This window comes from Pseudomonas sp. G(2018) (assembly GCF_005502415.1).
Classification (GTDB): Bacteria; Pseudomonadota; Gammaproteobacteria; order Pseudomonadales; family Pseudomonadaceae; genus Aquipseudomonas.
Window position 1 is genome coordinate 243,501 of record NZ_SCOO01000006.1, and the last position, 25,802, is coordinate 269,302.

Consider the following 25,802-nt stretch of genomic DNA (forward strand, 5'->3'; position numbering starts at 1 on the left):
CAATAACGACAGTCCTTTCCGACCGCTTTTGCTCATTCCTGCAGCTTGCGGCTATCCGTTTGTCGCTGCATTTACCAAATCCCGCCATCCTTGTAGGGCAATCCCTACCCCCAACCTTCCATCCGGCTGAGGCGATTCTCTCCTGCGTCCCGATTTGCGCGGTCCCCGGCGTCCACTAGGCTTAGTCCACAGCAGTCATCAACAACAAAGGTGTGGGTATGAGCCAGGTCGATTCAAGCGCAGGGGCCAATGATGTTTTGGTCAGCTTTCGTGGAGTGCAGAAGAGCTACGACGGCGAGAACCTGATCGTCAAAGACCTCAACCTGGATATTCGCAAAGGCGAATTCCTCACCTTGCTCGGACCATCCGGTTCCGGCAAGACCACCAGCCTGATGATGCTCGCCGGTTTCGAAACCCCGACTGCGGGCGAAATCCTGCTGGCCGGGCGCTCTATCAACAACGTGCCGCCGCACAAGCGTGACATCGGCATGGTGTTCCAGAACTACGCGTTGTTCCCGCACATGACCGTGGCCGAGAACCTGGCGTTCCCGCTAACCGTGCGCGGCTTGAGCAAGAGCGATGTCAGCGATAAGGTCAAGCGCGTGCTGAGCATGGTGCAGCTCGACGCCTTTGCTCAGCGTTATCCGGCGCAACTGTCCGGCGGTCAGCAACAGCGTGTGGCTCTGGCCCGCGCATTGGTGTTCGAACCGCAACTGGTGCTGATGGACGAACCCCTCGGCGCACTCGACAAGCAATTGCGTGAACACATGCAGATGGAAATCAAACACCTGCACCAGCGACTGGGCGTGACCGTGGTCTACGTGACCCACGACCAGGGAGAAGCCCTGACCATGTCCGACCGGGTAGCAGTGTTCCACCAAGGCGAGATCCAGCAAATCGCCCCACCGCGCACGCTCTATGAAGAGCCGAAAAACACCTTCGTCGCCAACTTCATCGGCGAAAACAACCGTCTCAATGGCCGCCTGCACAGTCAGACCGGCGACCGCTGCGTGGTGGAACTGGGGCGTGGTGAAAAAGTTGAAGCGCTGGCCGTGAATGTCGGCAAGACCGGTGAGCCGGTGACCTTGTCCATTCGACCGGAGCGCGTGAGCCTCAACGGCGCCACCGAGCAGTGCGTCAACCGCTTCTCGGGAAGGGTGGCGGAATTCATCTATCTGGGCGACCACGTCCGGGTTCGCCTGGAAGTCTGTGGCAAGACCGACTTCTTCGTGAAGCAACCGATTGCCGAGCTCGATCCCGGGCTGGCGGTGGGTGATGTGGTACCGCTTGGCTGGCAGGTCGAGCACGTTCGTGCGCTCGACCCACTTCTAGAGGCGCATTGATCGCCCCCTGCTTCAACAACACCAACCCTGCACGTGGAGAGAACAATAAATGTTGAGATCCCTGAAATTCACCGCTCTGGCACTGGGCATGATGGGGGCAGCGAGCGCTATGGCCGCTGGCCCGGACCTGACCGTGGTGTCCTTTGGCGGGGCGAACAAGGCCGCGCAGGTCAAGGCCTTCTATGCACCGTGGGAAGCGGCAGGTAACGGCAAAATCGTGGCAGGCGAGTACAACGGTGAGATGGCCAAGGTCAAAGCCATGGTCGACACCAAGAGCGTGTCCTGGGATCTGGTAGAGGTTGAATCGCCAGAACTGTCCCGTGGTTGCGACGAAGACATGTTCGAACAACTCGATCCTGCGCTGTTCGGCAAAACCGAAGACTACGTCAAAGGCGCTATTCAGCCATGCGGCGTGGGCTTCTTCGTGTGGTCGACCGTGCTGGCCTACAACGCCGATAAGCTGAAAACCGCACCGACCAGCTGGGCGGATTTCTGGGATACCAAGCAATTCCCGGGCAAGCGCGGCCTGCGTAAAGGCGCCAAGTACACCCTGGAATTCGCACTGATGGCTGACGGCGTTGCGCCCAAAGACGTCTACAAAGTACTGGCCGGCAAGGACGGTCAGGACCGCGCGTTCAAGAAACTGGATGAACTCAAGCCAAGCATTCAATGGTGGGAGGCCGGCGCACAACCTCCGCAATACCTTGCTTCCGGTGACGTGGTCATGAGTTCGGCCTACAACGGCCGAATCGCTGCCGTACAGAAAGAAAGCAACCTGAAAGTGGTATGGAACGGCGGCATCTACGACTTCGACGCATGGGCCATCCCGAAAGGTCTGGATAAAGCGCGCGCTGAAGCGGCGAAGAAGTTCATCGCGTTCTCGGTGCAGCCACAGCAGCAGAAGACCTATTCGGAAAACATCGCCTACGGCCCGGCTAACACCCAAGCCGTACCGTTGCTGGCCAAGGATGTCCTCAAAGACATGCCGACCACCCCGGAAAACATCGCCAACCAGGTGCAGATCGACGTCAGCTTCTGGGCTGATAACGGTGAGCAACTGGAACAGCGCTTCAATTCCTGGGCTGCCAAGTAACCAGAGGGCTCGCCCTCTTGTGGGAGCGAGCCTGCTCGCGAAAGCGGTGTATCAGTCAGCATCAGTGTTGAATTTGAAAACGCATTCGCGAGCAGGCTCGCTCCCACATTATCGATTGATCAAAGATTTCCGGAGTACGCCATGGCCATCGCCATTCCCGTGAACGCGGGCACTGACCCCACCTTGAAGCAGCGGCTCAAGCACGCCGAGCGGGTCAACCGCTGGAAGGCCCAGGCCTTGATCGCGCCGCTGGTGCTGTTTCTGTTGCTGGTGTTCCTGGTGCCGATCGTGGCGCTGCTCTACAAAAGCGTCGGTAACCCGGAAGTGGTCGGTGGCATGCCGCGCACCGTGGCCGCCATCGCCAGCTGGGATGGCCGCGGCCTGCCCGCTGAACCGGTTTACAAGGCTGCCAGCGAAGATTTGGCTGAAGCCCGCAAGAATCAGACCTTGGGCGATTTGTCCAAGCGCTTGAACATGGAGTTGGCCGGCTACCGCAGCCTGCTGACCAAAACCGCCCGCGCCTTGCCGTTCGCCACTGAGCCGGCTTCTTATAAAGAAGCACTGGAAGGTCTCGACGAGCGCTGGGGCGACCCCGCCTACTGGCAAGCGGTGCGCCGCAATACCAGCAGCATCACACCGTATTACCTCCTGGCCGCCGTCGATCACCGCATCGACGACCTCGGCGAGCTGGCTCCAGCCACACCCGACCAGGCGATCTACCTCGACATCTTTGCCCGCACCTTCTGGATGGGCCTGATCATTACCGTGATCTGCCTGGTGCTGGCCTATCCATTGGCTTACCTGCTGGCGAACCTGCCGTCGCGGCAAAGCAACTTGCTGATGATTCTGGTGCTGTTGCCGTTCTGGACGTCGATCCTGGTGCGTGTCGCGGCATGGATCGTTCTGCTGCAATCGGGTGGCTTGATCAACAGCGGCCTGATGGCCCTGGGCATCATCGATAAACCGGTGGAGCTGGTGTTCAACCGCATCGGTGTCTACATCTCCATGGTGCACATCCTGCTGCCGTTCATGATCCTGCCGATCTACAGCGTGATGAAAGGCATCTCGCCGACCTACATGCGCGCAGCGATTTCCCTGGGCTGTCACCCATTCGCCAGTTTCTGGCGGGTGTACTTCCCGCAAACCTATGCCGGTGTCGGCGCCGGTTGTCTGTTGGTGTTCATCCTCGCCATCGGCTACTACATCACCCCGGCATTGCTGGGCAGCCCGAACGATCAGATGGTCAGCTATTTCGTCGCCTTCTACACCAACACCAGTATCAACTGGGGTATGGCGACCGCGCTGGGCGGGCTGCTGCTCCTGGCGACCGTGGTGCTTTATCTGATTTACAGCTGGCTGGTGGGCGCGAGCCGCCTGCGCCTGAGCTAAGGGGAGAATGAAATGCTGAGTCCTTATATGTCGCCCATCGAGCGGGTGTGGTTCTACAGCTTGCGGATTCTCTGCGGCCTGATTCTGTTGTTCCTGATCCTGCCGGTACTGGTGATCATTCCGTTGTCGTTCAACTCCGGCAGTTTCCTGGTGTACCCGCTGCAGGGCTTCTCGTTGCAGTGGTACCACGACTTCTTCGCCTCGGCGGAGTGGATGCGGGCACTGAAGAACAGCATCATCGTTGCCCCGGCGGCTACGGTGCTGGCCATGGTGTTCGGAACGTTGGCAGCGATCGGCCTGACCCGCGGCGATTTCCCCGGCAAGGCGCTGGTCATGGCCTTGGTGATTTCACCGATGGTGGTGCCGGTGGTGATCATCGGTGTGGCCAGCTATCTGTTCTTTGCGCCCTTGGGCCTGGGCAACAGCTTCTTCTCGCTGATTGTGGTGCATGCGGTGCTGGGTGTGCCGTTCGTGATCATCACGGTTTCGGCGACCTTGCAGGGCTTTAACTACAATCTGGTGCGTGCTGCTGCGAGTCTCGGTGCCTCGCCGCTGACCACATTCCGTCGAGTCACCTTGCCGCTGATTGCTCCCGGTGTGATCTCCGGAGCGTTGTTCGCCTTCGCCACTTCGTTCGATGAGGTGGTGGTGACGCTGTTCCTCGCTGGCCCAGAGCAAGCAACCCTGCCACGGCAGATGTTCAGCGGTATCCGCGAAAACCTCAGCCCAACCATTGCTGCCGCGGCGACGCTTCTGATCGCCTTCTCGGTGATTCTGCTGCTGACCCTGGAATGGCTGCGTGGCCGTAGCGAGAAACTGCGTACCGCGCAGGTCTGAAATCGCACACCATTTCTCTGTAGGAGCGAGCTTGCTCGCGATGAAGCTGAGAACGACGCGGGCATCCAGAATACCCGTGTCATCGTTCACCTCCATCGCGAGCAAGCTCGCTCCTACAGGTGTTTTATTTGGTTTTGGGGATTACCGGCCATTCACGGCCTGAATACCAGCCAATCCAAAATCCCCAGCTACTATTGTGCCCAGCTCCCCTACCTATAAGAGGCTGCGCACATGAGTCTTTCTTCTTTCAAAATCGCTCACAAACTGATCACCGGCGCAGGGGCTATCGAGCAACTGGCGGCGGAGCTGACCCGTCTGGACATCGACAATCCGCTGATCGTCACCGACGCCGCCCTGGTCAAGTCCGGCACGGTCGAACTGGCGCTGGCGCAGCTCGGGGAGCGCAGCTACGAGATTTTCGACCGGGTACTGCCCGACCCGGAAATCGCCATCGTCGAAGACTGCATGCGGGTTTATCGTGAGGGCGGGCACGACGGATTGATCGGTCTGGGGGGCGGCAGTGCCATCGATATCGCCAAGAGCGTTGCCGCCTATGCCGGATATCACGGGGCGCTGGAGGATTTGTTCGGCATCGACCAGGTCCCGCGCAAAGGCCCGCCACTGATCGCGATTCCAACCACCGCTGGCACCGGTTCGGAAGTGACCAACGTGGCGATCCTCTCCGACAAGGTCGCGCAGTTGAAGAAGGGTATCGTCAGCGACTACCTGTTACCGGATGTGGCGCTGGTCAGCCCGCAAATGACCCTGACCTGTCCGCGCGGTGTCACCGCAGCCAGTGGCGTCGACGCGTTGGTGCATGCCATCGAATCTTACCTGTCGGTCAACGCCTCGCCGATAACCGACGCCCTGGCCATCGGCGCGATCAAGCTGATCGCCAAGGCTTTACCCAAGGCCTACGCCAGCCCGTCCAACCTGCAGGCGCGTGAGGACATGGCCACCGCCAGCCTGATGGCCGGCATGGCGTTCGGCAATGCCGGCGTCGGCGCGGTGCATGCGCTGGCATATCCGCTGGGTGGGCGCTTCAACATTGCCCATGGGGTGAGCAATGCCTTGTTGCTGCCCTATGTCATGACCTGGAACAAGATGGCTTGCATCGAACGCATGCAGGATATTGCCGAAGCCATGGGGGTGAAGACCGCTCATCTGAGTGTTAACGAGGCGGCCGATAAAGCCGTGGAGGCCATGAGCACGTTGTGCGCGGCTGTGGAAATCCCCCCAGGGCTGCGCAGTTTCGGGGTGCCGGAGGACGCCATCCCGGCCATGGCCGTTGAAGCCGCGGGGATCGAGCGTCTGATGCGCAATAATCCGCGCAAACTCAGTGCCGTCGATATCGAGAAGATCTACCGCGCGGCTTATTAGAACCTCTGCCGTTGAAACTGATGGCAAAGCCCAATCATCGCGCTCACGGTGCGCGCGTCAAAGCATGAGGTATACAATGCGCGCCATCGTGATTTAGCTCAGAAAAGGTGCGTCATGCAGCCCTTCGTAATTGCTCCGTCGATTCTCTCCGCCGACTTTGCCCGCCTGGGCGAAGAAGTGGACAACGTCCTGGCCGCTGGCGCCGACTTCGTGCACTTCGATGTCATGGACAACCACTACGTTCCAAACCTGACCATAGGCCCGATGGTGTGTGCGGCGCTGCGCAAGTATGGCGTAACCGCGCCGATCGACGCGCACCTGATGGTCAGCCCGGTGGACCGCATCGTCGGTGATTTCATCGAGGCCGGCGCGACCTACATCACCTTCCACCCGGAAGCCACGCAGCACGTTGACCGTTCCCTGCAACTTATTCGCGAAGGCGGCTGCAAGTCGGGCCTGGTGTTCAACCCGGCAACGCCGCTGGACGTACTCAAGTACGTGATGGACAAGGTCGACATGATCCTGCTGATGAGCGTCAACCCGGGCTTCGGCGGGCAGAAGTTCATTCCCGGCACGCTCGACAAGCTGCGCGAAGCGCGGGCCTTGATCGATGCGTCCGGTCGCGACATCCGCCTGGAAATCGACGGCGGCGTGAACGTGAACAACATTCGTGAAATCGCTGCGGCGGGTGCCGACACCTTTGTCGCCGGCTCGGCGATCTTCAATGCCCCGAACTACCAGGAAGTGATCGAGAAGATGCGCTCCGAACTGGCTCGCCCATGAGTGGTTTCGAGCAGCTGTTCCCGGGAAGTCTGCCAAGGCTGGTGATGTTCGATCTGGATGGCACCTTGATCGACTCGGTCCCGGACCTCGCAGCGGCTGTGGATAACATGCTGCTCAAGCTCGGCCGTGCACCCGCCGGTATCGAATCGGTTCGTGAGTGGGTCGGCAATGGTGCGCCGGTGCTGGTTCGCCGTGCGCTGGCCGGTGGTCTCGACCATTCGGCGGTCGATGACACCGAGGCCGAAAGAGCGTTGGAGATTTTCATGCAGGCGTATGGCGAAAGCCATGAGCTGACCGTGGTCTACCCCGGCGTGCGCGACACCCTGAAATGGCTGCACAAGCAGGGGGTCGAGATGGCGCTGATCACCAACAAGCCGGAGCGCTTCGTCGCACCGTTGCTGGATCAAATGAAGATCGGTCGCTATTTCCGCCTGATCATCGGCGGCGATACCTTGCCACAGAAAAAACCGGACCCGGCCGCGCTGTTTTTCGTAATGAAGATGACCAACATCCCGGCCTCGCAATCCTTGTTCGTCGGCGATTCGCGCAGCGATGTGCTGGCGGCGAAAGCGGCGGGGGTCAAGTGCGTGGCGTTGAGTTATGGCTACAACCATGGGCGGCCGATTGCCGAAGAGTCGCCGACGCTGGTTATCGATGATCTGCGCAAACTAATTCCCGGTTGCCTGGATCCGGCCGCTGAGATAACGTTGCCCGACGCTGTCCAACCCCCTTCTGGAAACGCCATCGTGGTGGTCACTCGCAAACTCTGGATGAAAGTCATCAAGGCCCTGGCCCGCTGGCGTTGGCGCGCCTGACTTGTTCCTGGCCGGTTACCCCGGCGCGTTTGCATACCTGACTGTCAGACCCTCAAGCCACGAGGCACATCATGATCCGCGAAGAATTCCTGCGTTTGGCCGCTGCCGGCTACAACCGCATCCCGCTTGCCTGCGAAACCCTGGCCGACTTCGACACGCCGCTGTCGATCTACCTGAAACTGGCCGACGAGCCCAACTCTTACCTGCTGGAATCGGTACAGGGCGGCGAAAAATGGGGCCGGTACTCGATCATCGGCCTGCCTTGCCGTACCGTGCTGCGGGTTCATGATCATCACGTCAGCGTGACCGTAGACGGCGTTGAAACCGAAAGCCATGACGTCGAAGATCCGCTGGCCTTCGTCGAAGCCTTCAAGGCCCGCTACAACGTGCCGACCATCGCCGGCTTGCCACGTTTCAACGGTGGCCTGGTGGGTTATTTCGGTTACGACTGCGTGCGCTATGTGGAAAAGCGTCTGGGTAAATGCCCGAATCCGGACCCACTGGGCGTGCCGGACATTTTGCTGATGGTTTCCGACGCGGTGGTGGTGTTCGACAACCTCGCCGGCAAGATGCATGCGATCGTCCTGGCCGATCCGGCGCAGGAAGATGCTTTCGAACAAGGTCGCGCGCGTCTGGAAGAGCTGCTGGAGAAGCTTCGTCAGCCGATCACTCCGCGCCGTGGCCTGGATTTCAGCAAGCAGCAATCGGCTGACCCGGTCTTCCGGTCAAGCTTCACACAGGACGATTACGAAAAAGCCGTCGACACCATCAAGGAGTACATCCTGGCCGGTGACTGCATGCAAGTGGTGCCGTCCCAGCGCATGTCGATCGACTTCAAGGCTGCCCCGATCGATCTGTACCGCGCGCTACGTTGCTTCAACCCGACGCCTTACATGTACTTCTTCAACTTCGGCGACTTCCACGTCGTTGGCAGTTCGCCGGAAGTGCTGGTGCGGGTCGAGGATAACTTGATCACCGTGCGCCCGATTGCCGGCACCCGCCCACGCGGGGCCAGCGAAGAGGCTGATCTGGCGCTGGAAAAAGACCTGCTGTCGGACGCCAAGGAAATCGCCGAGCACCTGATGCTGATCGATCTGGGCCGCAACGATACCGGTCGTGTGTCGGAGGTCGGTTCGGTGAAACTCACCGAGAAGATGGTCATCGAGCGCTATTCCAACGTGATGCACATCGTGTCCAACGTCACCGGTCAATTGAAGGCCGGCCTGACGGCAATGGACGCATTGCGGGCGATTCTGCCGGCGGGTACGTTATCCGGCGCGCCGAAAATTCGCGCAATGGAAATCATCGACGAACTGGAACCGGTCAAGCGCGGTGTCTACGGTGGCGCCGTCGGTTACTTCGCCTGGAACGGCAACATGGACACCGCCATTGCGATCCGCACGGCGGTGATCAAGAACGGCGAACTGCATGTGCAGGCCGGTGGCGGCATCGTCGCCGACTCGGTGCCGGCGCTGGAATGGGAAGAAACCCTGAACAAGCGTCGCGCGATGTTCCGCGCTGTAGCGCTGGCTGAACAAACTCCACAAGGCTGACCGATGAGCGTTGCCCGTATGCCGGCCGCCTTGAACGATCAAGCGCTGGACGCTGCGGGCGCTTCATTCGAAGGCTGTATTAGTAGTCAGTGAATTCAAGAGGTTCTTAACGCCATGTTGCTGATGATCGATAACTACGACTCCTTTACGTACAACGTTGTGCAGTACCTTGGTGAGCTCGGCTCCCAGGTCAAAGTCGTGCGCAACGATGAACTCACCATTGCCGAAATCGAAGCCCTCAACCCTGAGCGCATCGTTGTGTCTCCTGGCCCTTGCACCCCGACCGAAGCCGGCGTCTCGATTGACGTGATCAAACACTTTGGCGGCAAACTGCCGATTCTGGGTGTCTGCCTCGGCCACCAGTCCATCGGCCAGGCCTTTGGCGGTGATGTGGTCCGCGCCCGTCAGGTCATGCATGGCAAGACCAGCCCGGTGTTCCACGAGGACAAGGGCGTGTTCGCAGGACTGAACAATCCGCTGACGGTTACCCGCTATCATTCATTGATCGTCAAACGCGAAACCCTGCCCGACTGCCTTGAACTGACCGCCTGGACTCAGCTCGAAGACGGTTCGGTCGACGAGATCATGGGCCTGCGCCATAAAACCCTGAACATCGAGGGGGTGCAATTTCACCCCGAGTCGATCCTCACCGAACAAGGCCACGAACTGTTCGCGAACTTCCTCAAACAAACCGGCGGCACGCGCTAAGGACTTTTCATGAATATCAAGACAGCCCTGAGCCGTATCGTCGACCAGCTCGACCTCACCACCGATGAAATGCGCGATGTGATGCGCGAAATCATGACCGGGCAATGCACGGACGCGCAGATTGGTGCGTTCATGATGGCCATGCGCATGAAGAGCGAAAGCATCGATGAAATCGTCGGTGCCGTGTCAGTGATGCGCGAGCTGGCGGACAAGGTCGAACTCAAGACCCTCGACGGCGTGGTGGATGTAGTCGGCACCGGTGGTGATGGTGCCAACATTTTCAACGTTTCCACCGCGTCTTCTTTTGTCGTGGCAGCGGCAGGATGCACCGTGGCCAAGCACGGTAACCGTGCGGTTTCGGGCAAGAGCGGCAGTGCCGATTTACTCGAAGCAGCCGGGATCTACCTCAACCTGACGCCTGTTCAGGTGGCGCGTTGCATCGACAACGTCGGCATCGGTTTCATGTTTGCCCAGACCCATCACAAAGCCATGAAGTACGCTGCTGCCCCACGCCGCGATCTCGGCCTGCGAACCCTGTTCAATATGCTCGGCCCGCTTACGAATCCGGCTGGCGTGAAACATCAGGTGGTGGGTGTGTTCAATCAGGCGTTGTGCCGGCCATTGGCCGAAGTCCTGCAGCGTCTGGGCAGCAAGCATGTGTTGGTGGTGCATTCGAAAGACGGTCTGGACGAATTCAGCCTGGCGGCGCCGACCTTTGTCGCCGAACTCAAGGATGATCAGATCACCGAGTACTGGGTCGAACCAGAAGATCTGGGCATGAAGAGCCAGAGCCTGCACGGTCTGTCGGTGGATGGCCCGGAAGCTTCGCTGGCGCTGATCCGTGATGCGCTGGGCAAGCGTAAAACCGAGAACGGCCAGAAAGCCGCCGAAATGATTGTACTCAATGCCGGGGCGGCGCTGTACGCCGCTGACCTGGCCAGTAGTTTGAAACAAGGCGTGGAGCTTGCGCACGACGCCCTGCACACCGGTCTGGCTCGGGAAAAACTCGAAGAACTGGGTGCCTTTACCGCGGTATTCAAAGTGGAGAATGAGGGATGAGTGTGCCGACGGTTCTGGAAAACATTCTAGCGCGCAAGGTCGAGGAAGTTGCCGAGCGTAGCGCTCGCGTAAGCCTCGCCGAGCTGGAAAGTCTGGCCAAGGCGGCCGATGCACCCCGTGGTTTTGCCCAGGCGTTGCTGGCTCAGGCCAGGCTGAAACAGCCGGCAGTCATTGCCGAGATCAAGAAAGCTTCGCCGAGCAAAGGTGTGATCCGCGAAAACTTCGTTCCCGCCGACATCGCCAAAAGCTACGAGAAGGGCGGTGCGACCTGTCTGTCCGTGCTGACCGATATCGATTACTTCCAGGGCGCCGATGCGTACCTGCAACAGGCCCGCGCGGCATGCAATCTGCCGGTAATCCGCAAGGACTTCATGATCGATCCATACCAGATCGTCGAAGCCCGTGCCTTGGGCGCCGACTGCGTGCTGTTGATCGTCTCCGCTCTGGATGACGTGAAAATGGCCGAGCTGGCGTCGGTAGCAAAAAGCGTCGGCCTTGATGTGCTGGTGGAAGTCCACGATGGCGACGAACTGGAGCGGGCCTTGAAAACCCTCGACACGCCACTGGTTGGCGTGAACAACCGCAACCTGCACACCTTCGAGGTCAGCCTGGAAACCACTCTGGATCTGTTGCCACGCATCCCGCGTGACCGCCTGGTGATCACCGAAAGCGGCATCCTCAATCGCGCCGATGTCGAACTGATGGAGATCAGCGACGTTTACGCGTTTCTGGTGGGCGAAGCCTTCATGCGTGCCGAGAGCCCGGGTACTGAATTGCAGCGTCTGTTTTTCCCTGAACGTGGCATTCCCGTCAGCGGTTCGACCCTCGACTGATTGTTCATAGACCGAGTCGACCCTTTCGCGAGCAGGCTCGCTCCCACAGTAGATCTCTGGTATCAGCAGGCTCCTTGTGGGAGCGAGCCTGCTCGCGAAGGCGGCATAAGATGCACCACAGACTTCAAGTCCTTTGGATTACCTTATGACCTCACCTCTCTTCCTGACCATCGAAGCCGGCCTTCAAGCCGAACAGGATCTGTTGGCATCGGTCTGTGCCGGTGACGCGGAATTCGGCCTGCTGTTCTGGCAACCGAGTGATCGGGCGCTGGTCATGCCCCGCCGCTTGAATCGCTTGGCGGGTTTCGAGGCCGCGTGCGAAGTCTCGGCAGCGGCAGGCTGGCCAGTGCTGTTACGCGAAACCGGCGGCGAGCCGGTGCCGCAATCGGCCTCGACCCTCAATATCGCACTGGTTTACGCGCCACCGCGCAGCGAAGGCGACCTTAACCGCATTGAATCCGGCTACCGACGCCTGTGCGATCCGATCTGTCAGTTGCTGGATGAGCTGGGTGGCACTTCATCCCTTGGCGAAATCGACGGTGCGTTTTGCGATGGACGCTTCAACGTCAATCTGGACGGGCGCAAGATGGTGGGCACCGCCCAGCGCTGGCGCCAAACTCAGGGTGGTCAGCGCCCGGTAGGACTGGTGCACGGTGCAATGCTGCTGGATAACGAGCGCGAATCGATGGTTGCGGCGGTCAATCGCTTTAACGAGGCTTGCGGTCTGGAGCAACGGGTGCGTGCCGAGAGTCATATCGCCCTGCATGAGAAGTTCACGGCGCCAGTTGCGCTGGCACGTCTCGACGAACTCTACCGGCAAATGCTGACGCAGATGTTCGACGCCTGAGCTTTTGAGCTTAGCGCGTACCGAAGACCACCATGGTCTTGCCTTTGACATCCACCAGGTTGCGTTCCTCCAGATCCTTGAGTACGCGACCAACCATCTCCCGCGAACAACCGACAATCCTCCCGATTTCCTGACGGGTCACCTTGATTTGCATACCGTCGGGGTGGGTCATTGCGTCTGGCTGCTTGCACAGTTCCAGCAGGCAGCGGGCGACGCGACCGGTCACGTCAAAAAACGCCAGGTCACCGACCTTACGAGTAGTGTTGCGTAGGCGTTGTGCGATTTGTCCGCTTAACACGTAAAGAATGTCTGGATCCTGCTGCGACAGTTCACGGAATTTCGCATAGCTGATTTCCGCGACTTCGCATTCGACCTTGGCGCGTACCCAGGCGCTGCGTTCCTGTTCCAGGCCCGCTTGTTCAAACAGACCCAGTTCCCCAAAAAAGTCCCCGGCGTTCAGGTAGGCGATGATCATTTCCCGGCCGTCGTCATCCTCGATCAGGATCGTGACCGAACCTTTAATGATGAAGAACAGCGTTTCCGAGCGATCGCCGGCACATATGATGTTGCTCTTGGCTTGATAGCGACGGCGCTGGCAATGCATTAACAGCTTGTCGAGGTTCTTGATCTTGGGTGTAGGGGCAATAGCAACCATGGTTGTATCCCGAAATGACTGCACGGTATGTTGGTTTTTTAGGAGTTGCGGCAACTGCGGCGTGGCTGGCTATGCGCCAGCGAATTGGCGTCAGCTTAACAGACACTTCCTGCATTATTCGAGAATTTACCTATAAGCTGGATGGACATGTCCTAGGAAGGCGAACGCTGTCAATCAAGGGGCCTGTGCTAAGCTGGCGACCCTTTTTTAGACAGTGGAGTCTTGGCGATGAAGGCACGCATCCAATGGGCTGGCGAAGCCATGTTCCTCGGAGAATCCGGCAGCGGTCATGTCGTGGTCATGGACGGTCCGCCCGATGCCGGCGGTCGTAACCTGGGTGTCCGGCCGATGGAAATGCTCCTGCTGGGTGTTGGCGGTTGCAGCAATTTCGACGTGGTCAGCATCCTCAAGAAATCCCGCCAGGCGGTCGAGAGCTGCGAAGCCTTCCTCGAAGCCGAGCGCGCAACCGAAGATCCGAAAGTATTCACCAAGATCCACATGCACTTCGTGGTCAAGGGCCGCGGACTGAAAGAAGCCCAGGTCAAGCGCGCCATTGAGCTGTCCGCCGAGAAGTATTGCTCGGCGTCGATCATGCTGGGCGCTGCCGGTGTCGAGATCACTCACGACTACGAAATCATCGAGCTTGGCTGAATCGACATTCAACTATCATAAAGTCTGTGCAGACTCTGGCGATCCCCTGCTGACGTCTGCATAATGCGCCACTTTTTTCAGGGTAGTGGCTTGTCAGCCGACAGGCCGCACACCCGAACAGACAACCAAAATCGCCATCGCGAAGAGGTGTTAACCGTCCTACGCAGGTGCGTCGTTCGCATCTGACGGGCATGCTTGATCACGCGGCCGGGCCGCAATACATAGAGAGTTTTTAACGGTGAAAAGCAAACTCAAGCTCCACGGGTTCAATAACCTGACAAAGACCTTGAGCTTCAACATCTATGACATCTGCTACGCGGAGACCCCGCAAGACCAACAGGCTTACGTCGAGTACATCAATAAAGAGTACAACGCCAAGCGCCTGACGCAGATCCTCACAGAAGTTGTCGATATCATTGGTGCCAACATCCTGAACATTGCCAGTCAGGACTACGAACCGCAGGGCGCCAGCGTCACGATTCTGATCTCTGAAGAGCCGGTGACCCCGACCGACAGTCAGATCGAAGAATCCCCAGGTCCATTGCCCGAGATCATCCTGGCCCACCTCGACAAGAGCCACATCACGGTGCACACCTACCCGGAAATCCATCCGGATGACGGTATTGCCACTTTCCGTGTGGATATCGACGTGTCGACGTGCGGGGTCATTTCACCGCTCAAAGCGCTCAACTTCCTGATTCACCAGTTCGATTCGGACATCGTGACCGTGGATTATCGTGTGCGCGGCTTTACCCGTGATGTTGAAGGCAAGAAGCACTTCATCGACCACGAGATCAACTCGATTCAGAACTACCTCTCCGAAGACACCCGCGACGCGTACCAGATGACCGACGTGAACGTGTACCAGGAAAACCTGTTCCACACCAAAATGCTGCTGAAGAACTTCGAACTGGATAACTACCTGTTCGGCGACGCCACCAGCAACCTGTCACCTGAGCAACGTACTCAGGTTACCGAACGTGTGAAACACGAAATGCTCGAAATCTTCTACGCGCGCAATATGCCGAACTAAGATCTTCGAACACAAAAAAGGCGACTACCTCACGGCAGTCGCCTTTTTCATGTCTTTAATAAAAACTGTGGGAGCGGGTTTGCCCGCGATGAGGGCCGCACTGCCCCTACAATGCTCAGATCCGATAAGTACTCTTGGTCATCACCTTCGCCATCAAGCTCATCCCGAACTTCACCGGTGCAGGAAAGCGGAAACCGCCGGCCTCAAGTGCACTTTCGGCATGCTGCTCTTCATCAATGCGCATCTGCTCAAGAATCGCCCGGGACTTTTCATCCTCCGCCGGTAGCTGCTCAAGGTGTTCGTTCAGGTGTTTGCACACCTGATCTTCCGTCGCCGCGACGAAACCCAGGCTGACTTTGTCGCTGATCAGCCCCGCGACCGCGCCAATCCCGAACGACATGCCGTAGAACAGCGGATTGAGAATGCTGGTGTGGCTGCCCAACTGCTTGATGCGTTGCTCGCACCAGACCAAATGGTCGATTTCTTCTTCGGCGGCATGTTCCATGGCTTCACGCACTTGCGGCAGCTTGGCGGTCAGGGCCTGCCCCTGGTACAGCGCCTGGGCGCAGACTTCACCGGTATGGTTGATGCGCATCAGGCCGGCAACGTGCCGGGTGTCTTCGTCGCTCAGTTTTGCATCCGGCTGCACGATGGCGGGCGATGGACGGTACGGCTGGCCACTGAAGGGCAACAAGGTACGCATCGCGGCATCGGCTTGCAGCAGAAGGCGGTCAATCGGCGAGTAGTGACGTTGGGTAGTCATGCTGACCTCCGGAGGAATCTCGGCGGCCAGTTTAACCCAATCGGCCGGGGAAGGTTTGCGCTGGGTCATTGTGCTGCAGTGGCCATTACAATGCTGTGATGCATTTGTGGGAGCAGCGGTGCGCCGCTCCCACAAGGTTTGTTGCAATCAGCCCGGCGGCCAGTGCATCTGGCGCTGTCCCAGCACGTGCATATGAATGTGATAGACGGTCTGTCCACCCTCTTCATTGCAGTTCATGACGACGCGGAAACCTTTTTCGCAACCCAGTTCCAGGGCCAGGCGCTGGGCTGTGAACAGGATATGCCCAGCCAATGCCTTATCGTCCTCGGTGAGGTCATTCAAGGTGCGTACCGGCTTTTTCGGTACCACCAGAAAGTGCACCGGGGCCTGTGGGGCGATGTCGTGGAAGGCCAGTACCTGGTCGTCCTCATAAATGATCTTCGCCGGGATTTCCCGGTTGATGATCTTGGTGAACAGAGTATCCACAGCTGTTTTCTCCGTTGTTTGAGCTGGCCTGAGTGTACCCATGGGGAATGCACCAGCCCAGTGTTTTACCGTAGGACAGTTCAGCGCGGGCAGTAAGCCTTGTTGACCATGCCGGTGATTGTCCGGATCAGCCATCGCGAGCCGAACCGGGGCAGGGCGGCAAACCAGCGGTTGCGTCGACCGGGAATAATGATTGCGCGATTTTTCTCCAGGGCTCGAACGGTATAGAGCGCGACTTCCTCCGGGCTCATCAGCAGCTTGCTGTCGGCCAGCTTGTCCGCGTTCAACTGCGCGGTGCGGAAAAACGACGTGCGAGTCGGGCCGGGGCAGAGCACCGAGACCTTGACCGCACATTTTTTCAACTCGACGCGCAGTCCTTCGGAAAAGTGCAGCACATACGCCTTGCTCGCGTAATAAGTGCTCATCCACGGGCCGGGATGAAAGGCTGCGACCGAGGCGACGTTCAGGATCTGCCCGCCACCCTGCAGCGCCATGCTGTTGCCGATGGCATGGCACAGGCGAGTGAGCGCCAGAATGTTGACTTCGATCAGATCCTGCTCGGTCATCCAGTCCTGAGCCAGGAATGGTCCGCAGGTGCCAATACCGGCGCAGTTGACCAACAGGTCGATCTGCCGGTCACCTTCCTCGAGTTCCAGCAGAAAACCGGACAGCCGCAACGGTTCACCCAAGTCGCAGGCACGGAACAACACTTCCACGCCAAACCGTTGAGTCAGTTCGATTGCAATACTTTCCAGCTGATCACGTTGTCGGGCCACCAAAATCAGACTGCGGCCGCGCCGGGCCAGCGCTTCGGCCATGGCTAGGCCGATGCCGCTGGAAGCGCCAGTGATCAGAGCGTAACGAGTCATGCAGTTCTCCATCGCAACAGCTCCGCGCTGCGACGCAGGTGTCACGAGCAGGGAGCGCTGTTCATTCTTGCGCAGAGTCTACAGGGGGCTGGGCTGCTTCGGCTGCATCGTCCGTTGAAATTGCGGGTGATTGGGTCTCAACGTCGATTTCATCGGTGATCACCGAGCCACTTTCGTAGCTGCTTTCCAGGCTGCTTTCGTATTCCTGCTGGATCGCGGAGATCCCACCGAGCATTGCGCCGACGAAAAACAGACCAACGAATACAATCCACAATGAACACAGCACTTTCACCGCTGTGCTGTTGGGTGGGGGAGGCGGGCCATAACGGTTGGCTCCAGTGTTGCCTGGCACGACCATGATCACCAGCGGGAAGAAACTGCCCACGAAGGGTACGAGGTTCAGCAACCAGAGCCAGCCTGACCAGCCGATATCGTGCAGGCGCTGAACGCTGAACAGAATGCTGACAATCACGAACGCGAGGAACAGGAAAAACGCAAAGATGCCGCCGATGATCAGGCCTGTGGTGGAGTCTCCACTGACCAGTCCGAGGCCGATGAGTGCGAACACGCCCACGATGGGCAAGGTCACCAGGCTAAGGACCATGGTCCAGGCCAGAAAACGCAGGCGGCCTATCCGCCCTTCGACGCTGAACGGCTTGAGTGTGGCGAATTCGGGAAGGTTGTCGCCGACGTTGGCCCGGGGCGGCGCATAGGGGGAATCGGGTTCCTGTGTGGTATCGACGTGTTCATGAACGTCCGACAGATTCAACTCGATCGGCGTCTCGGTTTCGATCCGGGCGTCGATGCCGGTTTTGCTCAGCGCCTGTAGATAAGTTTGTGCGTCACTGTGAGACAAATCACGCTTGAGTGCGACGGCGCGCCCACTGAACAGGCGCTCGATAGCGGTGACATCGCTTTTGAACAGACCGGCCAGGTTGAGCTTGGCCGTGGTGATTTCGACACCGGGCTGTAGAGCACCGTCGAAAACGATCTTGTAACGGGGTTCACTCATGGCCGAGGCATCCTTGTCGAGCGTGTTGAAGCGGTGAGTGTAAGGCCAGCCTGGCGTCGCTGGCCCGGGTTTCTTTCAGCGCGGCCAGCGCTTGGGCAGTTGCGCCGCGTGTTCCAGTGCCTTGCGGTACTCGGCGTCGAGACGCGCCACCAGTTGATCGACGCTTGGCAGGTCATCGATTTCACCGACACCCTGGCCCGCCGACCAAACGGTTTTCCAGGCCTTGGCTTCGTCGCTCAACGGCTTGAGCTTCGAGCCGAAATTGACTTCGCCCTTGTTTTGCAGCGCGGCCATGTCGAAACCGGCAGCCTCCAGGCTCTGGCGCATGAAACTCGCCGGTACGCCCGACACTGCGGGAGTATGGATGATGTCTGCGGCCCTGGAAGTCAGCAACATCTCTTTGTAGGCCTCAGGCGCATGGCTTTCGGTGGTACCGATAAAACGCGTACCGAAGTAGGCGAGGTCCGCACCGAGCAGTTGCGCGGCGAGAATTTCGTGACCGTGGTTTAGGCAGCCAGCCAACAGCAAAGTCTTGTCGAAGAACTGGCGGATTTCGGCGATCAGCGAAAACGGACTCCAGGTCCCGGCATGCCCGCCGGCACCCGCAGCGACAGCGATCAAGCCATCCACGCCGGCCTCGGCCGCTTTCTCCGCATGGCGTCGCGTCGTCACATCATGGAATACCAGGCCGCCATAGCTGTGGACTGCATCGACCACCTCTTTCACGGCTCCGAGGCTGGTGATCACGATCGGCACTTTGTGCTCGATGCAGATTTCCAGGTCCGCCTGCAGTCGTGGGTTGCTGTTGTGGACGATCAGGTTCACTGCGTACGGCGCGGGGTTTTCCAGTGTTGCCAACCCTGCTTCGATTTCCTCCAGCCAAGCCTTGAAACCGCTACTCTCGCGCTGGTTCAGTGCTGGAAAACTGCCGACCACGCCATTGCGGCAGCAGGCGAGTACCAGTTGTGGATTGGAAATCAGGAACATTGGCGCTGCCACCACGGGCAGACGCAAACGTTGTTCGAGCAGAGCGGGCAGTGCCATTGGAAGTACCCCGGTGAGTTATACCTGTTGGATTTAGAACGGCCGAACGACGACCAGAATTACGACTGCCAGCAATATCAGAACAGGCACTTCATTGAACCAGCGATAAAAGACATGGCTGCGGGTGTTTTCGCCACGGGCAAAGCGTTTCACCTGAGCGCCGCACATGTGGTGGTAGCCGATCAGCAATACCACCAGGGTCAGCTTGGCGTGCATCCAGCCACCCTGGCTGAAATAAGCACCTGGATTAAGACTGATCAGCCAGCCTCCGAAAATCAGTGTAGCGATCATCGCCGGACCCATGATGCCGCGATACAGCTTGCGTTCCATGACGCTGAAGCGCTCCTTGCTGACGGTATCTTCGCTTTGCGCGTGGTAAACGAACAGGCGCGGCAGATAAAACAGGCCGGCAAACCAGCACACGACGCTGATGATGTGAAAAGCTTTGAGCCATAGATAAAGCATTTTTAGTTGTTCCCAGGTTCACGGTAGCCCGGATAGTAGAGGCTTGACGCTCCGCACGTCACCTTGCAGGTTGTCGCAGGCGCGCGCGGCCCCTATTATCGACGGCTTTCCAGTGGGTTCGTTGAGGGCAGGTTTATGGTCAAGGTCGGTATCGTCGGCGGCACGGGTTACACCGGTGTCGAGCTGCTGCGTCTATTGGCGCAACATCCGCAAGCAGAAGTGGTTGTTATCACTTCCCGATCCGAGGCCGGCCTGGCCGTGGCCGACATGTACCCGAACCTGCGAGGCCACTACGACGGCCTGGCGTTCAGCGTTCCGGACATCAAGACCCTGGGTGCCTGCGACGTGGTGTTCTTCGCAACGCCTCACGGTGTTGCGCACGCCTTGGCGGGTGAACTGTTGGCGGCCGGGACCAAGGTCATCGACCTGTCTGCGGACTTCCGTCTGCAAGATGCCGATGAATGGGCCAAATGGTACGGCCAGCCGCATGGTGCGCCTGAACTGTTGGAGGAGGCGGTCTACGGTCTGCCGGAGGTCAATCGCGAGCAGATCAAGCAGGCACGCCTGATCGCTGTTCCGGGTTGCTATCCGACCGCTACGCAGTTGGGGTTCCTGCCACTGCTTGAAGCGGGGTTGGCCGATGCCTCGCGCCTGATCGCCGACTGCAAATCCGGTGTCAGTGGTGCTGGTCGTGGCGCAGCTGTAGGTTCGTTGTACTCAGAGACGTCGGAAAGCATGAAGGCCTACGCCGTCAAAGGGCACCGTCATTTGCCGGAAATCCGCCAGGGTCTGCGTCGTGCGGCGGGCAAGGACGTTGGCCTGACTTTCGTTCCACACCTGACGCCGATGATCCGTGGCATTCACTCGACGCTTTACGCCACCGTGGTGGATCGCTCGGTAGATCTGCAGGTGTTGTTCGAAAAGCGTTATGCCAACGAGCCGTTCGTCGATGTCATGCCGGCCGGCAGCCATCCGGAAACCCGCAGCGTGCGCGGTGCCAACGTTTGCCGTATCGCGGTGCATCGTCCACAGGACGGTGATCTGGTGGTGGTGTTGTCGGTGATCGATAACCTGGTCAAAGGTGCATCGGGCCAGGCGGTACAGAACATGAACATCCTGTTTGGGCTGGATGAGCGTCTGGGTCTTTCCCACGCGGGCATGTTGCCGTAAGGCTTTACCACTCAAAGTGAAAAGGCCCGTTGAACGGGCCTTTTTGCATTCCGGGCTGACGATTGAGATGGTTGATATACCATAACAATAGTTGACCGATTTTCTAGGACAAGCGGATAATGCGCGTCATCACGCATTATGGCGGCGTAACGCCGGGAGATAGTCAGCATGAGCGTCGAATCCTTCACCCCCACGGCTTTGCAATTCACACACGGTGCCGCGCACAAGGTGAAGAGCCTGGTCGATGAAGAGGGGAATGATCGCTTGAAGCTGCGCGTATTCGTTACGGGCGGCGGTTGTTCAGGTTTTCAGTACGGCTTCACCTTCGATGAAGAAGTGGCCGATGACGACACCATCGTCGAGCGCGAAGGTGTAAGTCTGGTTGTCGATCCGATGAGCTTCCAGTACCTGGCAGGTGCCGAGGTGGATTACCAGGAAGGTCTGGAAGGTTCACGTTTCGTTATCAAGAACCCGAACGCGACCACTACCTGTGGTTGTGGCTCATCGTTCTCGATCTGATCAGCGCGCCTGTATTAATAAAACGCCGCATGGCCTCACGGTCCTGCGGCGTTTTGTTGTCTGGCGTTTATGCGGGGTAGATAGCGCCCAATACGCGCAAGCCTCGGGCGCCAGTGACGCTCGGGCGATTGGCTGCGATGCCCTCGAGGCAGCAGTGGGCCAGCCAGGCAAAGGCCATGGCTTCGACCCAGTCTGGATCTACACCGTATGCGGATGTGCTGCTGACTTTTGCCTTCGGCAGCAGGCTGGCGAGGCGACTCATCAGTGTGGCGTTATGCGCGCCCCCGCCGCAGACCAGCAACTCCTGTGTGTCCGATTGGGCACTTTGCAGTGATTCGACGATGGTCAGTGCGGTGAGCTCGAGCAGCGTTGCCTGTACATCTTCTGCAGCGAAGGTTGGCAGCAGTGCCAGGTGCTGCATCAACCAGGGCAGGTTGAACACTTCCCGGCCGGTGCTTTTCGGACCCTTGGTCACGAAAAACGAATCGCTGAGCAACGCCTTCAGCAGCACCGGTTCAACCTTGCCACTGGCGGCCCATCGACCGTCACGGTCAAAGTTGTCTCCGCGTTGCTGGTGAATCCAAGCATCCAGCAGCACATTCCCGGGGCCGCAGTCGAAGCCGGCCACAGGTTTGCCTGGCTCTATAAGACTGAGGTTGCTGAAGCCGCCAACATTCAGTACAGCGCGGTTACCGACCCGCTCTTCGAACAAGGCTTCATGAAAGGCAGGAACCAGCGGCGCGCCTTGTCCCCCTGCAGCAACGTCGCGACTGCGGAAGTCGCCGACGACGGTGATGCCTGTCAGTTCGGTCAGCAGGGCCGGGTTGCCGATCTGCACCGTGAAGCCTCGCGCCGGTTCGTGGCGAATGGTCTGCCCGTGGCTGCCAATCGCGCGAATGTCGTCAGGTTTGAGGTGCTGTTGAGCAAGTAGGGTGTGAATGCCCTGTGCGGCCAGTTTTACCCAGTTCTGTTGGGCAATGGCGGAGCGGGCAATCTCGTCCGGGCCGCTGGCGCACAAGCCAAGCAGCTCGGCGCGCAGGGATTCAGGCATGGGGATGTAATGCGTGGCGATCAGTTTGATCGCCGGGGCTAGCTCGACCAGCGCAATGTCCAGGCCATCAAGGCTGGTTCCGGACATCACACCTATATAGAGCGCCATGGCTTAGCGTTTACTCGAAGCCAGTTGAGTGGCTTTCTCTTGGTCCATGCGAGCCATCAACGGCTGGCTCTGAGCGAGGAAGCGTGCGCGTTCTGCTTTGGAGATCGGATCAGCCATTGCCACTTTCTGACCCAGCGGGTCGACGTGCATGCCATTGACCTGGAACTCATAGTGCAGGTGCGGGCCGGTAGACAACCCGGTGGTGCCGATGTAGCCAATCACCTGCCCCTGTTTGACATTGCTGCCCGTCTGAACGCCTTTGGCAAAGCCCTGCATGTGGCCGTACAGGGTTCGGTAGGTATTGCCATGCTGGATGATCACGGTGTTGCCGTAACCGCCACGGCGGCCGGCCAGCAATACTTTGCCATCGCCGGCGGCCTTGATTGGCGTGCCGCGCGGGGCTGCGTAGTCGACGCCTTTATGGGCGCGGATCTTGTTCAGGATCGGATGCTTGCGGCCCATGGAGAACTTCGAGCTGATGCGGGCGAAGTCTACCGGGGTACGGATGAAGGCCTTGCGCATACTGTTGCCGTCAGCGGTGTAGTAGCTGCTGTTGCCTTGTTTATTGGTGTAACGCACGGCGGTGTAAGTCTTGCCGCGGTTGGTGAAGCGCGCGGACAGGATCGGGCCATTGCCGACGGCTTTGCCATTGACGACTTTCTGTTCGTAGATCACGTCGAACTCGTCTCCCTGGCGAATGTCCTGGGCGAAGTCGACGTCATAGCCAAACACACTGGCCATGTCCATGGTCAGGCTATGGGACAGACCGGCGCGAGCGCCAGACTGCGACAGCGAGCTGTTGATCACGCCATGAACATAGGCGGAGCGTACGGTTGGCTTGGCGGTGATGCGGTTGAACGCGTAGCCCTTGTCGTTCTTGGTCAGGGTGATGGTTTCGAGATCGCTGACCTTGCTGTGCAAGTTGGTCAGCTGGCCATCCGGGTTCAGTTCGAATTCTAGTTTCTGTCCGTGCTTGAGTTGGCTGAACTGCTTGGCCTGTTTGTCGCTGGCCAGCACTTCATGCACCGAAGTGGCTGGAAGACCAACCTTCTCGAATAGAGTGGAGAGAGTATCGCCCTTGGCGACGATCACTTCCCTGTGGTTTGGCGCCTTCTTTTCTTCGACAGCCGGTGCGGGTGCGGCTTGGGCGGTTTCCTGAGTGTCTTGCGCGCTGTTATCGATCTGCGCGAATGGAGAAGCTGCTGGCTCATTTGTGGCTTGGATGGCCTCGGCAGCGTCTTGATCTTGTGTCAGTTGTTCAGCAGGGCTTTCCAGTTCAAGACTCAGGGTCGTCTTTTTTGCTTCGACATCACTGGAAGGAAACACCAGAAGCGCCAGGCTCAGAAGAGCGGCGATGCCACTTGCTGCGAGCAGGTGGGTCTTCGGGTAAAGCGGTGGCGCTTTAGACGATTCTTTGGTCATAGGTAATTTTGACTTTGAAAAAGATGAATTGGAAAAGATGAATGACATGATGAAGATGAAATAACTGTATAAAATATAACCAAATCATCTCTTAAGCAAGCTCGCGGACTCTCTGTCCACGGATTGGCGTCCGTGCGCCGGGCAAACCTTGTATTTGACGCGCGTTCTTGTATGGTTGGTTCCCTTTGAATCTGAGCCTTGCGGGTCTGTTATGAAGTCGGTTGAAGAGCAGCTAGCGCTGATCAAACGTGGTGCGGAAGAACTGTTGGTCGAGTCCGAGCTGATTGAAAAGCTCAAGCGCGGCCAGCCGCTGCGTATTAAGGCGGGCTTCGATCCGACTGCGCCGGATTTGCACCTGGGTCACACGGTGCTTATTAATAAGCTGCGCCAGTTCCAGGAGTTGGGTCACCAGGTGATCTTCCTGATTGGCGACTTCACCGGAATGATTGGCGATCCGAGCGGCAAGAGTGCGACGCGCCCTCCGCTGACTCGCGAGCAGGTTCTCGAGAACGCAGAGACCTACAAGACTCAGGTCTTCAAGATTCTCGATCCAGCCAAGACCGAAGTGGCATTCAACTCCACCTGGATGGATCAGATGGGGCCGGCTGATTTCATTCGCCTGACTTCGCAGTACACCGTCGCGCGTATGCTTGAGCGCGATGACTTTGACAAGCGCTACACAACCAATCAGCCAATCGCCATTCACGAGTTCCTCTATCCGCTGGTTCAGGGGTATGACTCTGTCGCTTTGCGTGCTGATGTCGAGTTGGGCGGTACCGATCAGAAGTTCAACCTGCTGATGGGGCGCGAGTTGCAGCGCGGTTATGGTCAGGAGGCTCAATGCATTCTGACCATGCCATTGCTCGAAGGTCTGGATGGCGTGAAGAAGATGTCCAAATCCTTGGGCAACTATGTAGGTATCCAGGAAGCGCCGGGCGTGATGTATGGCAAGCTGGTTTCCATTCCTGATGCGCTGATGTGGCGTTACTTCGAGTTGCTCAGCTTCCGCTCCATGGATGAGATAAATGCTTTCCGTACTGATGTAGAGGCGGGTGCTAATCCGCGTGATATCAAGATCAAGCTTGCTGAAGAAATTGTTGCGCGCTTCCACGGTGAGGAGGCTGCGGCCAATGCTCATCGTGCGGCGGGTAATCGTATGAAGGATGGCGAGCTGCCGGATGATTTGCCCGAGATCGAATTGACCGCCGCCGAAGATATGCCTATCGCTGCCGTTCTTAACAAGGCGGGTCTGGTGAAGAACTCTGCTGTTGCGCGGGACCTCCTCGGTTCTGGTGGTGTGCGTATAGATGGCGAGGTTGTTGATCGCTCCTTTATATACGTGCTGGGCGCGACCCATGTTTGCCAGGCAGGGAAGAAGGCATTTGCGCGTATTACGCTCAAATCCGAATAAACCTGAAATAAAGGGTTGACGGCGAATTTTAGAAGCCTATAATTCGCCCCACTTCCGGCGCAGTCGAAACGGAAAACTCCTTGGTAAACAATGAGTTACGCAGTTTTCGGCAGCAGGTTGCTTCAGGTCATCGAAGCCGAAAGGGAGTTGAAAAAGAGGTGTTGACAGCAGCGAGTAACGCTGTAGAATTCGCCTCCCGCTGACGAGAGATCGAAGGCGCAAGTGGTTGAAGTTGTTAAGGAAATCCTTGAAAGCTTCGAAAAATAATCACTTGACAGCAAATGAGGCTGCTGTAGAATGCGCGCCTCGGTTGAGACGAAAGCTCTTAACCAACCGCTCTTTAACAACTGAATCAAGCAATTCGTGTGGGTGCTTGTGGTATCAGACTGTTAGTCAACAGATTATCAGCATCACAAGTTACTCCGCGAGAAATCAAAGATGTAACCAACGATTGCTGAGCCAAGTTTAGGGTTTTCTCAAAACCCAAAGATGTTTGAACTGAA

26 protein-coding genes are annotated in these 25,802 nt (G+C 58.3%); 17 read left to right on the forward strand and 9 right to left on the reverse strand.

Annotated elements, in window-relative coordinates; all coding sequences use genetic code 11:
- The first annotated feature begins 218 nt into the window (after positions 1-218).
- The 12 genes from FFS64_RS08935 (at position 219) to FFS64_RS08990 (ending at position 12,640) form a co-directional block, all read left to right on the forward strand.
- Entirely contained in the window at positions 219-1,343 is a 1,125-nt protein-coding gene (locus FFS64_RS08935) for an ABC transporter ATP-binding protein (protein WP_137805062.1), read from the forward strand.
- A 49-nt stretch (positions 1,344-1,392) separates the two neighbouring features.
- Positions 1,393-2,436, forward strand: a complete 1,044-nt coding sequence (locus FFS64_RS08940; protein WP_095195838.1) for an ABC transporter substrate-binding protein — start codon at positions 1,393-1,395, stop codon at positions 2,434-2,436.
- Positions 2,437-2,577: 141 nt separating this feature from the next.
- Positions 2,578-3,825, forward strand: coding sequence for an ABC transporter permease (locus tag FFS64_RS08945; protein ID WP_095195837.1), 1,248 nt, complete (start codon positions 2,578-2,580; stop codon positions 3,823-3,825).
- Between the two features lie 12 nt (positions 3,826-3,837).
- On the forward strand, positions 3,838-4,662 hold the full coding sequence (locus FFS64_RS08950) for an ABC transporter permease (RefSeq protein WP_095195836.1): 825 nt from the start codon (positions 3,838-3,840) through the stop codon (positions 4,660-4,662).
- Positions 4,663-4,893: 231 nt separating this feature from the next.
- Positions 4,894-6,042, forward strand: coding sequence for an iron-containing alcohol dehydrogenase (locus FFS64_RS08955; RefSeq protein WP_137805063.1), 1,149 nt, complete (start codon positions 4,894-4,896; stop codon positions 6,040-6,042).
- A 114-nt stretch (positions 6,043-6,156) separates the two neighbouring features.
- The gene (rpe, locus tag FFS64_RS08960; protein WP_137805064.1) at positions 6,157-6,825 is read left to right on the forward strand and encodes a ribulose-phosphate 3-epimerase; all 669 of its coding nucleotides are present in this window, start codon (positions 6,157-6,159) and stop codon (positions 6,823-6,825) included.
- A complete protein-coding gene (locus FFS64_RS08965; RefSeq protein ID WP_095195834.1) occupies positions 6,822-7,640 on the forward strand; it encodes a phosphoglycolate phosphatase in 819 nt (272 codons plus the stop codon). The genes rpe and FFS64_RS08965 overlap by 4 nt, the downstream gene beginning before the upstream one ends.
- A 71-nt stretch (positions 7,641-7,711) precedes the next feature.
- Positions 7,712-9,193 (forward strand): anthranilate synthase component I, encoded by a 1,482-nt coding sequence (trpE, locus tag FFS64_RS08970; protein ID WP_137805065.1) that lies wholly within the window; start codon positions 7,712-7,714, stop codon positions 9,191-9,193.
- A gap of 114 nt (positions 9,194-9,307) precedes the next feature.
- Positions 9,308-9,901, forward strand: a complete 594-nt coding sequence (locus tag FFS64_RS08975; RefSeq protein WP_137805066.1) for an aminodeoxychorismate/anthranilate synthase component II — start codon at positions 9,308-9,310, stop codon at positions 9,899-9,901.
- Between the two features lie 9 nt (positions 9,902-9,910).
- Positions 9,911-10,960 (forward strand): anthranilate phosphoribosyltransferase, encoded by a 1,050-nt coding sequence (trpD, locus tag FFS64_RS08980; protein ID WP_137805067.1) that lies wholly within the window; start codon positions 9,911-9,913, stop codon positions 10,958-10,960.
- Positions 10,957-11,793, forward strand: a complete 837-nt coding sequence (gene trpC, locus FFS64_RS08985) for an indole-3-glycerol phosphate synthase TrpC (RefSeq protein ID WP_137805068.1) — start codon at positions 10,957-10,959, stop codon at positions 11,791-11,793. Before trpD ends, trpC begins: the two co-directional genes overlap by 4 nt.
- A gap of 145 nt (positions 11,794-11,938) precedes the next feature.
- Positions 11,939-12,640, forward strand: a complete 702-nt coding sequence (locus FFS64_RS08990; protein ID WP_137805069.1) for a lipoate--protein ligase family protein — start codon at positions 11,939-11,941, stop codon at positions 12,638-12,640.
- A gap of 10 nt (positions 12,641-12,650) precedes the next feature.
- Here FFS64_RS08990 and crp read toward each other — a convergent pair whose 3' ends face one another.
- Positions 12,651-13,295 carry a cAMP-activated global transcriptional regulator CRP gene (gene crp / locus FFS64_RS08995; protein WP_137805070.1) on the reverse strand — a complete coding sequence of 215 codons (645 nt, stop codon included), beginning with the start codon at positions 13,293-13,295 and terminating at the stop codon, positions 12,651-12,653.
- A 228-nt stretch (positions 13,296-13,523) separates the two neighbouring features.
- Here crp and FFS64_RS09000 point away from each other — a divergent pair, with 228 nt between their 5' ends.
- Together FFS64_RS09000 and speD are read left to right on the forward strand one after the other, a co-directional pair.
- A complete protein-coding gene (locus FFS64_RS09000; protein ID WP_008061600.1) occupies positions 13,524-13,946 on the forward strand; it encodes an OsmC family protein in 423 nt (140 codons plus the stop codon).
- 238 nt (positions 13,947-14,184) lie between these two features.
- Positions 14,185-14,979, forward strand: a complete 795-nt coding sequence (speD, locus tag FFS64_RS09005) for an adenosylmethionine decarboxylase (RefSeq protein WP_095195826.1) — start codon at positions 14,185-14,187, stop codon at positions 14,977-14,979.
- 115 nt (positions 14,980-15,094) lie between these two features.
- On the opposite strand, the gene coq7 is transcribed toward speD, so the two are convergent.
- The 6 genes from coq7 to hemJ all read right to left on the reverse strand — a co-directional run bounded on the left by coq7 (position 15,095) and on the right by hemJ (position 19,618).
- Positions 15,095-15,742: a 2-polyprenyl-3-methyl-6-methoxy-1,4-benzoquinone monooxygenase gene (coq7, locus tag FFS64_RS09010; protein WP_137805071.1), complete on the reverse strand. Its 648-nt coding sequence runs from the start codon at positions 15,740-15,742 to the stop codon at positions 15,095-15,097.
- Positions 15,743-15,889: 147 nt separating this feature from the next.
- Entirely contained in the window at positions 15,890-16,228 is a 339-nt protein-coding gene (locus tag FFS64_RS09015) for a histidine triad nucleotide-binding protein (protein WP_007986008.1), read from the reverse strand.
- An 80-nt stretch (positions 16,229-16,308) separates the two neighbouring features.
- Positions 16,309-17,097, reverse strand: coding sequence for an SDR family oxidoreductase (locus tag FFS64_RS09020; RefSeq protein WP_137805072.1), 789 nt, complete (start codon positions 17,095-17,097; stop codon positions 16,309-16,311).
- A gap of 61 nt (positions 17,098-17,158) precedes the next feature.
- The gene (locus tag FFS64_RS09025) at positions 17,159-18,109 is read right to left on the reverse strand and encodes a DUF805 domain-containing protein (protein WP_137805073.1); all 951 of its coding nucleotides are present in this window, start codon (positions 18,107-18,109) and stop codon (positions 17,159-17,161) included.
- Positions 18,110-18,184: 75 nt separating this feature from the next.
- Complete coding sequence (locus FFS64_RS09030; protein ID WP_137805074.1) at positions 18,185-19,153, reverse strand: nitronate monooxygenase family protein; 969 nt, start codon at positions 19,151-19,153, stop codon at positions 18,185-18,187.
- 33 nt (positions 19,154-19,186) lie between these two features.
- Positions 19,187-19,618 carry a protoporphyrinogen oxidase HemJ gene (hemJ, locus tag FFS64_RS09035; protein WP_137805075.1) on the reverse strand — a complete coding sequence of 144 codons (432 nt, stop codon included), beginning with the start codon at positions 19,616-19,618 and terminating at the stop codon, positions 19,187-19,189.
- Between the two features lie 135 nt (positions 19,619-19,753).
- Between hemJ and argC the strand changes: the two genes are divergently transcribed.
- Both argC and erpA read left to right on the forward strand, forming a co-directional pair.
- Complete coding sequence (gene argC / locus FFS64_RS09040) at positions 19,754-20,788, forward strand: N-acetyl-gamma-glutamyl-phosphate reductase (RefSeq protein WP_137805076.1); 1,035 nt, start codon at positions 19,754-19,756, stop codon at positions 20,786-20,788.
- 168 nt (positions 20,789-20,956) lie between these two features.
- Positions 20,957-21,307 carry an iron-sulfur cluster insertion protein ErpA gene (gene erpA, locus FFS64_RS09045; protein WP_007906865.1) on the forward strand — a complete coding sequence of 117 codons (351 nt, stop codon included), beginning with the start codon at positions 20,957-20,959 and terminating at the stop codon, positions 21,305-21,307.
- 67 nt (positions 21,308-21,374) lie between these two features.
- On the opposite strand, the gene FFS64_RS09050 is transcribed toward erpA, so the two are convergent.
- Both FFS64_RS09050 and FFS64_RS09055 read right to left on the reverse strand, forming a co-directional pair.
- Positions 21,375-22,466, reverse strand: a complete 1,092-nt coding sequence (locus FFS64_RS09050; protein ID WP_137805077.1) for an anhydro-N-acetylmuramic acid kinase — start codon at positions 22,464-22,466, stop codon at positions 21,375-21,377.
- Between the two features lie 3 nt (positions 22,467-22,469).
- Entirely contained in the window at positions 22,470-23,888 is a 1,419-nt protein-coding gene (locus FFS64_RS09055) for a peptidoglycan DD-metalloendopeptidase family protein (RefSeq protein WP_137805078.1), read from the reverse strand.
- Between the two features lie 211 nt (positions 23,889-24,099).
- Between FFS64_RS09055 and tyrS the strand changes: the two genes are divergently transcribed.
- A complete protein-coding gene (tyrS, locus tag FFS64_RS09060; RefSeq protein WP_137805079.1) occupies positions 24,100-25,299 on the forward strand; it encodes a tyrosine--tRNA ligase in 1,200 nt (399 codons plus the stop codon).
- Positions 25,300-25,802 lie beyond the last annotated feature (503 nt).